Raw genomic sequence first — 11,552 nt, 5'->3', positions numbered from 1 at the left:
GTTCGGGGTTCGGGGTTCGGGGTTCGATAATTATCATAGATCCAAAAATAAAAAGCCAAACAATATAACGTGTTTGGCTAAATACATGTTGCTTTGAGCTCAGCGCCTATAGTGCCGAGCTCGAGGCAATAAATTAATCGCGGAAGTTTTTAAACTGAAATGGTTGACCTAAATCAGCAGTGCGTACAACTTGCATAGCCGCTTGTAAGTCATCACGCTTTTTACCTGTTACGCGAACTTCTTCACCTTGAATGGCCGCTTGTACTTTTACTTTAGAGTCTTTGATGGCTTTTACTACTTTTTTAGCCATGTCTTTTTCGATACCCTGTTTAAGTGCAACGTTACGAAAAACATTTTTGCCCGCACGAGAAATATCTTGTAGCTCTAAGCTTGCAACATCCATCCCACGTTTAGAGATTTTACTCGCTAAAATATCAAATAACTGCATTACCTGAGCATCTGCTTCAGCTTTTAATTTAATTGTTTTATCGTTTAGCTCTATTGATGCATCAACGCCTCTAAAATCAAATCGCGTTTCTAGTTCACGGTTGGCGTTATCAACCGCATTTTTTGCTTCGTTCATTTCTACTTCAGATACAATATCAAATGAAGGCATAGCGTTCTCCTAACTATCTAATCTTAATTTTATGCCGCAATTATAACGTTAAAATGATAAATCTTTACATTTTTCTGCATTTTGTTCAGGTGCGATACTAAATTAGTTTGATATACTGAGGCTTCTTTTTTATACGATTTTAGGAATTTTCGTGACAAGGCGTGTTTACCAAGCAATTTTTTTAATTAGTATTGTTGCGTTTACCTTCTTATTTGCTAAAGAGGTAAAGGGCGCGGCAAACTTATTTCCGCATGTTGATAAAGTAGCGCATTTTGGTATCTTCTTTTTACTTGCCATTATTATGGATAAAGCGTTTAAACTCCCATTATATGCACAAATACTATTACTCGCTGGTTACGGTGCAGCAATAGAAATTATGCAAGATAGCCTTCCTTACAGACAAGCATCACTGGCCGATTTTGTTGCCGATTTTATTGGTGCAGCGAGCTACTTTTTAGCTAAAGCCCTGTTAACACTGCGTAAAAAGAAGCATTATGGCTAACATACTTGTTGTAGGTGATGGCGCTATTGGCTTGTTATTTAGCCATTTTTTAGCCAAGCATCACGCTATATATATACTTACTCGAAAAGGCACAGTTAATACTCGCTTTTACAGCCACAGTAACGCTGCGTCTGAAAAAATTAACGCCACTTTTATCTCACAAGAGCAGTTATCTCAAACTCCTGAATTTGATATTGTTTTATTCACGGTAAAAGCGTTTGCAGTGCAACAAGCCTATGCTCAAGTAAAACCTTATCTAGGCAATAATACCCATATTATACTGAGTCATAATGGCATGGGTAATGTTGAACAATTAAATGAACAACTAACAAAGCAGCAGTCATTGTACTTTTTAACCACCAGCATGGCTGGATTTAAGTCAAACCCTAATATTGTGCAACATACCGGAAACGGGCAAAGTGTATTAGGGGGCTGTAATCAACTAGCTATTCAAAATATTCAACAGCTTAGTGCGCAATTACACACTATTCCGCAGTTAATTGTCAGTAACAATATTGAACAACTACGGTTTGAAAAGCTACTGGTTAATATTGCAATAAATCCATTAACCGCTCACCACAATATAAAAAATGGTCAGTTACGTGCACCGCAATACAGTAGTGCAATTATTAATTTATTAGCTGAGGCGTGCCACATTGCAACCGCGCTAAAACTCAATATTAAGCTTATAGATGCCCTAGAGCGGGCTTACAAAGTAATGAGTTTAACTGCCGAAAATTACTCTTCGATGCATCAAGATGTAATGCACAATAGACAAACAGAGATCATGGCGATTTGTGGCTATATAAGTGAGCAAGGAAAACTGCACCATATTGCAACACCTTATAATGACGCCTTACTTGCTAAAATTTTGGCAAAAAAAAGCGCGGAATAAATCCGCGCATCTAATATATTAAGCCATTAAGGACGATATACTCTAACAGTGGTAAAGCCTTCTTCGTGAAGAATAAGCGCTTGTAATTGGCTCATTACTCCTTTTTGGCAATATAAGTAATAATCTTTACCTTTAGGTAAATCGCCAAACTTTGTTGCTAAGCGGAAAAACGGTAAGTGGATAACTTCAATACCTTCAATTTCCAGCGGCGCCGCATCTTCTTCTTCAGGCGAGCGAATATCAACAACAACCGCTCCCTCTGGTAACTCTGTAACTGATTCTGCCTCTTTAAGCTCTTGCTTAGCCTCAACATCAATATCGCGCACATCCATAACACGGGCGTTATCAATAACGGTATCTAATACATCAAAGTCAAACTTTTCTTCTTCTGCTTTAATCACTTCAATTTTGGCTTTAACTGTCGGCTTTTTAGAGATCACACCGCAGTATTCAGGCATCGTCTCTGCCATTTCTGCAGTGCCTATTTGGCGCGCTATATTGATGATTTCTTGCTTATCATGTTGGATAAGTGGGCGTAAAATGAGCGTTTCGGTTACGCGGTCAATCACACTTAAGTTAGCTAAGGTTTGACTAGACACCTGACCTATACTTTCACCCGTAACCAATGCTTTAATATTTAGTTTTTCAGCGACGGCACTACCCGCTCGCATCATCATACGTTTAAGGACAACGCCCATTTGGCTGTTCTCAACGTTTTCTAAGATTTCAGCAACCACTGGCTCAAAATCAACAGTAATAAACTTAACTTTGTGAGTAGAGCTGTATTGTTTCCATAGATAGTAACTCGCTTGTTTAACCCCAATTTCATGAGCAGCGCCACCTAAATTAAAGAATAAAAAGTGCGTGCGAGCACCTTTACGGATCATTTGATAACTGGCAACGCCAGAATCAAACCCACCAGACATAAGCGATAATACATCGTCTTGTGTTGGCAGTGGAAAGCCCGCCATTCCTAAATGCGTTTGCGTTACTATGTAGGCTTTTTCGTCTTTAATTTCTAAACGAATCGTTACTTCTGGGCGACTTAGCTTTACTCGAGCCCCTTCAACATGTTGATTAAGCCCGCCACCAACGTAACGCTCTAGCTCAGTTGAAGTAAAATCATGTTGACCTATGCGCTTAGCACGGACACAAAAGGTTTTACCAATAATAGTGTGACCAACTAGCTCAATAGTTTTTTGATAAATGTCATCAATCGTTTTAAAGTCTGTTTCAGTCACTTCAATAAATTGCACGATGCCAGGTATACGTTGTAAGCTGTCGATAAAATCAAGGCGAGTTTGAGCATCGTCCAGTTTTGTTACAACTGAAATGTTATCCCAGTTATTACGTACTTGTACTTTTTCGTCAACACGACGCAATACAATTTTAATGTTATTTTCTAACACTTTAGTAAAGCGTTTACGGACTGAACGGCTTTTAATGGCTATTTCAGGGTGAAGTTTGACGATAAATTTAAGCATAGTTTAACTCTTAGACTGCGGGAATTCGCGCACCCAGGTATTGGGCGCGGCGGATTATAGCAAAAAATTTAGCGCCTAGGAACTAACCAACTTAACGGGCTTAAGGATTCTGGGGAGCAGCATTTGCTAAAAGTGCGTACTTGTCTCTTAACTGATTAATTTTATTTGCGCTTTTTTCGGTGCTGTAGGCTTTAAATAAAGTCAGTACTTTTACAATACCAGGGTAAATATCTTGCTCAACCAGCACACCACTAAGCCTTCTTGCTTTCATATAGGGTGTCCAAAAGCTGACCGTTAATTTTAACGTATGAGCAAGTTCGATAGCATCTTGTTCATCAATGGCAATAATTTCGCTGTCGCGTAAAGCCAAAATGATGTTACGCACCTGCTCAAGTAACTCCTGTTGAAAATCAATGTAACCTTGTTTTAAATGACTATCGCGAGCGAGAATATCGCCAAGGTTGTCGTAAAAAAAATGATAGCGCCACATCAATTCAAATAGCGAATCTAAATAAGGACCTAAGTGTTCAAAAGCATCGTCGCCTTGATCGACCGGCTTAAAATGAGTACTTAAATGGTCACGATAAAGTGCAAATATATGGCGAATAATGTCTTCTTTATTTTTAAAGTGGTAGTACAGATTACCCGGACTCATACCTAAACTCGATGCGATATGATTAGTAGATATTGCTCTTTCACCATGTTCATTAAACAATGAAATACTGGTTTGAATTATTTTATCCTTGGTATTCATATACTCATTACTCAATTTTCGAAAATACGATGCTGCATTAAAATAATCCGCCTAGTATAAACAAATCATTGCATTTGTAACACTGCGCAGCTGCAGTTATATACAATTTACTCACAAGGCTGCTTTGCACACTAAACACTGCTACACTACGGCTAAAAATAATAACACAGTAAATATTATGAAAGTGACCGCAATCTACCCAGGCACATTTGACCCTCTTACCAACGGCCACACTGATTTAATTCAGCGTGCGGCTAAAATGTTCGATACCGTTATTGTGGCTATTGCTCATAACCCAAGTAAAAAACCGTGTTTTACTTTAGAAGAGCGCGTTGATTTAGCAAATGAGATTTTAAGCCATTTAGATAATGTAAAAGTCATTGGCTTTTCAGGGCTACTCGCCGATTTAGCCCGTGACCATAATGCTAATGTACTGATCAGAGGCATAAGAGCGGTTTCTGATTTTGATTACGAGTTTCAGCTCGCGAATATGAACCGCCGTTTAAACCCTGATTTAGAAAGCGTATTTTTAACGCCCGCCGAGCGCAATACTTTTATATCATCAACACTAGTAAAAGAAGTAGCACGCCATAACGGGGATGTGAGTGAGTTTGTTGATACCATAGTAATGAAAGCCCTGCAATCAAGGCTTGGGAAAACTAAGCATTAAATAATTTTTTCAGAAAGTAGCGTATAAATGAGACGCTACTTTTAAGCACCTAAAATAAAACGGCCTTTAAATCTTTTCACTAACCAGAGTATTTTTAACACGTCTTTATTTATGATTAAAACTACCGCCATAACACAATCACTGACAACTTGACCTATGGCATAAAGTGCCCAAAACCACCAGTAATCGGTATTATCCTGCATGCTGACATCGTAATGCATACCTAAAAACATGAGTGCATTAAAGCTAAGCCCTACAATAAGGTAATAAAAAGCAACAGGAATAATTTTGCCCTTAATAAAGTATCCCCAAATAACTAGCAAAACAATAGTCACTATATCAAACATAAACATTTTAAGATGAGGTGTTTCTGTAGTTGGATCAATGAACATGCTTGAAGTGTAAGATAGCATCATAATAAAAGAGAGAAGCAAAAGGTTTTTATTGTGATTGTTTATACTTGTCGATAAATTATACAGAAAAGCGATTACAAATAACCAAGTTATAAAAATCGACATATAATCAAAAATCGCGACTAACTGCCAAAGAAAATCAGCCATTAATAATAGCTCTATTAATTCTAATTTTTACAAGCCAATTTTTAAATTTCACTACTCTCAAAAAGTCTTTATTAATAAAGAAAATAGCTATCATCATAAAGTCCATTAGGTTAATACTCATTGAATAAAACGACCAAAACCACCACGGTGTGCTGTTATTAAAGACTAGCACGTCTATGTGCATACCAAAAAATAACAGTGAGTTTATGCTTAACCCTAATAATAGATAAGTAGATATAACATTTTTAGTTAAGAAGTTGCTTACAACCAAAATAACCAAAATTGTTACTAAATCAAAAAGTAATAATTTCATATAAGAAATATTTTGGATATCAATGAACAGGCTTGAAGAGTATGAAACCGACATTATTAGCGACAGCCATAAAGCCTCTTTTTTGGGTTTATTTATACTCGTTACTAATGAGTATAAAAAAGCCATTAAAAAACCCCATTGAACAAATGCGCCTATATAAAGAGATACATATGGACTGAGCAAAAAATCATCCATTTGAGACACCATTTTTAACCATAGGTTTTAATGCTTTTGCACCTTGATTGATATTTACATAATCTAAGTTTATTACCAAAGAAGCTATCATTAATATATCAATTAAGTTTATAGAAATAGAGTAAAAACTCCAAAACCACCACTCCTGAGTATTCCCTAGAATGTATAAATCATAATAAATAAAACCAACTAATACACTATTTATGGTTAAGCCTACAATGATGAAATATGCAGGTAAAGATGGAGTAACCTTTGCTTTTTTAATCGCAAAAGCAATAAAGGCAATGGTTAAAAAATCGTAAACTATCCAATTAAAATACACATGCTCTACTATATATAGATAATCACTTAATACATATGAACACAGCATTGTTGCAGCTAAATAAAGAGAAGATTTATTTGGAGTATTTATACTTTTTACAAAACAATACAGGACAGCCATTAGGAAGCCCCACTGAATGAATGCGCTTACATATTCACCAAGGGTATAGCTTATATACATGTTTATGAGAAGTTGTTTTCAGGTTGAATACTTGAGCCTTTGAAGAATTTGTTTTTTAATTTATGAAGACCAAGGAAGTCTCTATCTACAATTAAAACTACGATCATTATTAAATCTATTATGTTTACAGAGAATGCATAAAGATCCCAAAGGAACCATGCGTCTCTATTTTCATTTATGTAGATATCCAAATACATAGATAAGCTAAAAATTGAATTAAGTATCAATCCGGTAATAATATACAAAAAAGATGGAGTTGTTTTTTTGAAAATATAGAAGGCTAAAACCAGTACAGCAATAGTAGCATAATCATAGAGCGCCCAGTCTAAATAAACTGAGTTTTCGACGGATAACCATGTAAAAAAATAATTTGATATTGTATATGACAGCATCATTATAAATGAACTGAGTAGTAAGGTTGTATTTCTTTTTATACCAAGTGTAAATACAAAAGCATTAAAGAAAAACGCCATCAAAAAGCCCCAAGAAGCAAACGCTGACAGCGAGAAAAAACCAAAAAACTCAGTTATAAACATTTAGTGCCCTATTTTGTATCACGCAATTTTTGGTCGAACAATCACGACTCCGCCTCGCTGAAGATCTGCGCCGCTTGCGGCAGCCATCGCCTCTTGAGAGATACTTACTGTATCAGATTGTAGGGTTTTAGGGCTAGCAGTTTGTTCCATTGCAGGCTTTAATTGTTGCGTTTTATTGTATGCTTGCATTTGTACTTGGCTATTAGCTGAAATTTGCATGTGATTAATCCTTTTGAGTATTAAATTTTTATTATTGGCGTAAATTTAAATCACACCACCTGGAGCAGTTACTAAATAACTGCGGTAACGTATTGCCTTCGTTGATTAATTGACTCAACAACACACTACAGAACTATAAATGCAACCGATATGCCAACTTTAAATTAATAGTATGTTAATTTAAAAATTATTTTATTTTACTCAAAAAAAAACGCATCGGGGTCACCGTGCGTTTTTTATCCTAGGGATTGCTCAAGCCACATTTTTACAAGGGATCTCCATGCTATTACTTGGCTTTAACATATATTCCATTGCGACTTCATCACAGTTTTCTTTACGTAAACATAGCTCACAATCTTTCATGACTTTTTCAGGTAGGCTCTCTTTATTACAGAAACTAAACCGCTGATTTTCGAAAAAGTCAGGTACACGAGTCAGAACGATGACACGATTGAGTGCCAATTTTTTGGCTTTTACTAATAAATGTTCTACTAGCTCTCGCCCTTGGCCTGTTACTGCGCTTTTAGGGTCAATACCTAATGAGCGTATTTCAGCTAATCCAGTGTCGTAAATGTATAATGAAGCACAACCTGATACCTGACCGTTTATCTCGGTTACAGCAAACTCATTAATTGAGTGCACCATGTCACTTTTAGCGCGCGGTAAGTTTTCGCCGACTGTTGCCCAGTGTTGTACGAGTTTAGCTATTGCTTCCACGTCATCTAGGTTTGCATCACGAACTGTTATTTGCTGTTTTTTTTTCGCGTCTTTCACCGCTTTACTTACTTGTTCTAATGAGGTTCCACCAAGTGCTTGACGTGCTTTAATACAGGCATCAATTTCAAGTACCGGATACACATCATCTTCAAACACTGGGTTTACTGATTTATACTGCTCAAGTGAAAGCTCCTCTAACGTTTTACCTTCACTAATAGCTAATTGCACCAACACGCCAACAATATGATGCCCTTCTCTAAACGGTACACCTTTGGCGACCAAATAATCAGCAAGCTCGGTTGCATTTGCGTGGCCACCTTTTGCCGCTGCTAAGGTTTTGTCTGCTTTAACTGTTACACCCTTAATACACGCTTGCGCCATATGAATACACGCAAGCCACGTTGGCATAGCGTCAAAAATGCCTTCTTTATCTTCTTGCATGTCTTTATTGTAGGCAAGCGGCAGTGCTTTTAGAGTCATCATCATTGCACTAAACGCACCAAATACCCGCCCTGTTTTACCACGAATTAGCTCTAATGCATCTGGGTTCTTTTTCTGCGGCATCAAAGATGAGCCCGATGTAACATTATCAGCCAGTTCGATAAACCCAGCTTCTCCTGAGTTATAAAAAATCAAGTCTTCAGACATGCGCGATAAGTGGATCATAGAAATAGACGCACAGCTTAATAGCTCAACCACAAAGTCACGATCAGATACACCATCAAGGCTGTTTTTAGTCGCGCCTGTAAACCCTAACCCTTGTGCAAGTGCATGACGGTCAATCGGATAGGCAGTTCCCGCAAGAGCGCCACTGCCGAGTGGACAATAGTTCATTCGTGCTTGGGCATCTTGCAACCGGCTTTCATCACGCTCTAACATTTCTACATAAGCCATACACCAGTGACTAAATAACACCGGCTGTGCACGCTGTAAGTGCGTATACCCTGGCAATATTGTGCCAAGCTCACGTTCAGCCAAGCTAATAAATTCAGCTTTTAGTTGTGCAATCGCTTTTAAGATATGATCGGCAGTATCGCGACACCATAATCTAAAGTCGGTAGCAACTTGGTCGTTACGGCTTCGGCCTGTGTGTAATTTTTTAGCTAAATCACCCACTTTTTCAATTAGCGCGGCTTCAACATGCGAGTGAATATCCTCAGCACCTGAGGTGGCAACAGCGTGTGGATCTGCTTTTACCTCTTCAAGTAATTCATATAATGCCGATACCAGCTTTTGGTGTTCGTCATTAGATAACACGTTCACTTGTTCAAGTGCGCCAGCCCATGCAACAGAGCCAATAATATCTTGCTCTGCTAATTGATAATCGAAGGGAAGTGAATCGTTAAATTGTTTAAACGCTTCATCTGGACCCGTAGAAAAACGCCCGCCCCATAATGCCATGAAATCTCTCCAAACCCGATAATAGCCCCTTAATTCCAAGGGGCATAAAAAATTACTTTTTAGCTAATGCTGAAATTCTGCTTGATAGTGAGAATAAACGAATAAAGCCTTCTGCGTGCGATTGGTCATAAACATCGTCTTCACCGAAAGTAGCAAAATCTTCGCTGTATAAACTGTTAGGTGATTTTTTCTGAACCGCTGTTACTTGCCCTTTATAAAGTTTAAGTACCACTTCACCTGTCGCTAACGTAGAAAGCGCTTCTGCACCGGCTAAAATAGAATCTTTAAGCGGCGTAAACCAACGACCGTCGTAGACTAAATGCGAAAATTCACCACCGAGTACCTCTTTCCATTTACGGCTTGACTTATCAAGAACGAGCTCATCAATTGCTTGAAGCGCCGCCATGATCACTGTACCGCCTGGTGTTTCATAACAACCGCGTGATTTCATGCCCACTAAACGGTTTTCTACAATATCAACACGACCAACACCATGCGGGGCTGCAATGTCGTTTAGTTTAACTAAACAGTCGTAAGGCTTTAATTGTTCGCCGTTTACAGCAACCACTTCACCTTCTACAACTGATAAAGTGACATGCTCAGCTTTATCGGGCGCTTGCTCTGGTGAATTAGTCCAGGTCCATACCTGCTCACTTGGCTCACACCAAGGGTCTTCAAGCTCGCCGCCTTCGTGGGAGATATGCCATGCGTTAGCATCACGACTGTAAATTTTAGTTGCTGATGCAGAACACGGAATATCACGCTCAGCTAGGTAATCAAGCAATGATTCACGACTTGATAAATCCCACTCACGCCATGGCGCAATCACTTTTAAATCAGGAGCCAGTGCTGCAAAACATGACTCAAAACGTACTTGGTCGTTACCTTTACCCGTACAGCCATGAGAAAGTGCATCTGCCCCCACTTTACGGGCAATTTCAACTTGGGCTTTGGCGATGATTGGACGTGCCATAGAAGTACCTAGTAAGTAGGTCCCTTCGTATATAGAGCCTGTTTTAAGTGTTGGGTAAATGTAATCACTTACCATTTCATCTTTCAAATCAACTACGTAACATTCAGATGCACCCGATGCAATGGCTTTCGCTTCTACGCCTTCAAGTTCTTCTGCGCCCTGGCCAACATCGGCCACAAAGGCAATAACTTCACAGCCGTAGTTTTCTTTTAACCATGGCACAATAGCCGATGTATCAAGACCACCTGAATAGGCTAAAACGACTTTTTTAATTGAACTCATAGGTGTTCCTTAACAAAATTTGGATTTAATAATGTAACAAGCAGAGCATTTTGCGCATGCATACGATTTTCTGCTTGTTGAATAATTTTTGATGCGGGGCCATCCATCACCTCAGAGGTAATTTCAAACTCACGGTGTGCCGGTTGGCAATGTAATACCGTGGTAGCCCCAGTTTTTTTAAGTAATGCCTGATTTAATTGATAAGGCATGTATTTTTCTTTCACTTGCTCAAGCGGTGTGGTGTCTCCCATAGAAACCCAGGTATCAGCGTAAACTGCGTTAGCACCTACCGCAGCCTCAACTCTGTCACTTACCATCACAGACGCCCCATTCATTGCGGCAATTTGCTCCGCTTTTTTAAGAATTTGCGAATCGGGCGAACTGCCTTTTGGCGTCACAGCAACAAAATCAGTACCTAAAGTTGCTGCAAGTAGCATCAGTGAATGCGTTACGTTATTACCTTCACCTAAATAAGCCAACTTTAGCTGACTAACATCACCGTGCACTTCTTGAAGCGTTAAAAAATCAGCTAAGGCTTGGCATGGGTGATATAAATCACACAAACTATTAACCACAGGAACAGACGAATACTCACCTAAGGTAGTTAACGTACTGTGCTGATTAACCCGGGCAACGATACCATCAGCCCAAGTTGAAATATTCAAGGCAAAATCTTTTATTGATTCACGAGCTCCCATCGCGCCGTTTTGTTGATCAAGATAAACCGCATGACCGCCTAAACGGTTTATACCAATATCAAACGATAAACGCGTACGTAAACTTTGCTTTTCGAACAGAGTAACCACTGACTTACCAGCTAACACTTGGCTGTACTTTGCAGGGCTTTCTTTAATATCTTGCGCTAATTTTAATAAATTAAGGGCGCCTTGTTGGTCTAATTCTAGACCCGTTATAAAATCTTTAAACATATTC

Annotated in this window: 14 protein-coding genes; 3 read left to right on the top strand and 11 right to left on the bottom strand. The window is 38.6% G+C overall.

What is annotated here, in order from left to right:
* Nucleotides 1–133: 133 nt before the first annotated feature.
* Nucleotides 134–616 (bottom strand): YajQ family cyclic di-GMP-binding protein, encoded by a 483-nt coding sequence (locus QL986_RS16865; RefSeq protein WP_013464315.1) that lies wholly within the window; start codon nucleotides 614–616, stop codon nucleotides 134–136.
* Between the two features lie 151 nt (nucleotides 617–767).
* Here QL986_RS16865 and QL986_RS16860 point away from each other — a divergent pair, with 151 nt between their 5' ends.
* Both QL986_RS16860 and QL986_RS16855 read left to right on the top strand, forming a co-directional pair.
* Nucleotides 768–1,118 carry a VanZ family protein gene (locus QL986_RS16860; protein WP_008466003.1) on the top strand — a complete coding sequence of 117 codons (351 nt, stop codon included), beginning with the start codon at nucleotides 768–770 and terminating at the stop codon, nucleotides 1,116–1,118.
* Nucleotides 1,111–2,013 (top strand): 2-dehydropantoate 2-reductase, encoded by a 903-nt coding sequence (locus QL986_RS16855; protein WP_028835501.1) that lies wholly within the window; start codon nucleotides 1,111–1,113, stop codon nucleotides 2,011–2,013. The genes QL986_RS16860 and QL986_RS16855 overlap by 8 nt, the downstream gene beginning before the upstream one ends.
* Nucleotides 2,014–2,039: 26 nt before the next feature.
* Here the strand turns inward: QL986_RS16855 and thiI are convergent, their stop codons facing one another.
* The gene (gene thiI, locus QL986_RS16850; RefSeq protein ID WP_138686989.1) at nucleotides 2,040–3,497 is read right to left on the bottom strand and encodes a tRNA uracil 4-sulfurtransferase ThiI; all 1,458 of its coding nucleotides are present in this window, start codon (nucleotides 3,495–3,497) and stop codon (nucleotides 2,040–2,042) included.
* Nucleotides 3,498–3,597: 100 nt separating this feature from the next.
* The gene (locus tag QL986_RS16845; RefSeq protein WP_013464311.1) at nucleotides 3,598–4,251 is read right to left on the bottom strand and encodes a TetR/AcrR family transcriptional regulator; all 654 of its coding nucleotides are present in this window, start codon (nucleotides 4,249–4,251) and stop codon (nucleotides 3,598–3,600) included.
* Nucleotides 4,252–4,429: 178 nt separating this feature from the next.
* Here QL986_RS16845 and coaD point away from each other — a divergent pair, with 178 nt between their 5' ends.
* On the top strand, nucleotides 4,430–4,921 hold the full coding sequence (gene coaD, locus QL986_RS16840; protein WP_024601870.1) for a pantetheine-phosphate adenylyltransferase: 492 nt from the start codon (nucleotides 4,430–4,432) through the stop codon (nucleotides 4,919–4,921).
* 41 nt (nucleotides 4,922–4,962) lie between these two features.
* Here coaD and QL986_RS16835 read toward each other — a convergent pair whose 3' ends face one another.
* From QL986_RS16835 to QL986_RS16800, 8 genes are all read right to left on the bottom strand, one after another.
* The gene (locus tag QL986_RS16835) at nucleotides 4,963–5,481 is read right to left on the bottom strand and encodes a hypothetical protein (RefSeq protein ID WP_138686988.1); all 519 of its coding nucleotides are present in this window, start codon (nucleotides 5,479–5,481) and stop codon (nucleotides 4,963–4,965) included.
* Entirely contained in the window at nucleotides 5,474–5,989 is a 516-nt protein-coding gene (locus QL986_RS16830; protein ID WP_138686987.1) for a hypothetical protein, read from the bottom strand. The genes QL986_RS16835 and QL986_RS16830 overlap by 8 nt, the downstream gene beginning before the upstream one ends.
* Entirely contained in the window at nucleotides 5,982–6,431 is a 450-nt protein-coding gene (locus QL986_RS16825; RefSeq protein ID WP_249362432.1) for a hypothetical protein, read from the bottom strand. Before QL986_RS16825 ends, QL986_RS16830 begins: the two co-directional genes overlap by 8 nt.
* A gap of 62 nt (nucleotides 6,432–6,493) precedes the next feature.
* Nucleotides 6,494–7,027: a hypothetical protein gene (locus tag QL986_RS16820; RefSeq protein ID WP_016900256.1), complete on the bottom strand. Its 534-nt coding sequence runs from the start codon at nucleotides 7,025–7,027 to the stop codon at nucleotides 6,494–6,496.
* Nucleotides 7,028–7,045: 18 nt separating this feature from the next.
* A complete protein-coding gene (locus QL986_RS16815) occupies nucleotides 7,046–7,246 on the bottom strand; it encodes a hypothetical protein (protein WP_016900255.1) in 201 nt (66 codons plus the stop codon).
* A gap of 252 nt (nucleotides 7,247–7,498) precedes the next feature.
* Nucleotides 7,499–9,364, bottom strand: coding sequence for an argininosuccinate lyase (argH, locus tag QL986_RS16810; protein ID WP_036956761.1), 1,866 nt, complete (start codon nucleotides 9,362–9,364; stop codon nucleotides 7,499–7,501).
* A 52-nt stretch (nucleotides 9,365–9,416) separates the two neighbouring features.
* Entirely contained in the window at nucleotides 9,417–10,619 is a 1,203-nt protein-coding gene (locus QL986_RS16805) for an argininosuccinate synthase (RefSeq protein ID WP_036956760.1), read from the bottom strand.
* Nucleotides 10,616–11,548 carry an ornithine carbamoyltransferase gene (locus QL986_RS16800; protein WP_016900252.1) on the bottom strand — a complete coding sequence of 311 codons (933 nt, stop codon included), beginning with the start codon at nucleotides 11,546–11,548 and terminating at the stop codon, nucleotides 10,616–10,618. The genes QL986_RS16805 and QL986_RS16800 overlap by 4 nt, the downstream gene beginning before the upstream one ends.
* Nucleotides 11,549–11,552: the final 4 nt, after the last annotated feature.

Origin of the sequence: Pseudoalteromonas sp. APC 3250, from assembly GCF_030407915.1 — a bacterium.
Taxonomy (GTDB): Bacteria; Pseudomonadota; Gammaproteobacteria; order Enterobacterales; family Alteromonadaceae; genus Pseudoalteromonas; species Pseudoalteromonas tetraodonis.
Note: the sequence above shows the minus strand (reverse complement) of the source record. Positions and strands in the feature narration are given on the sequence as shown.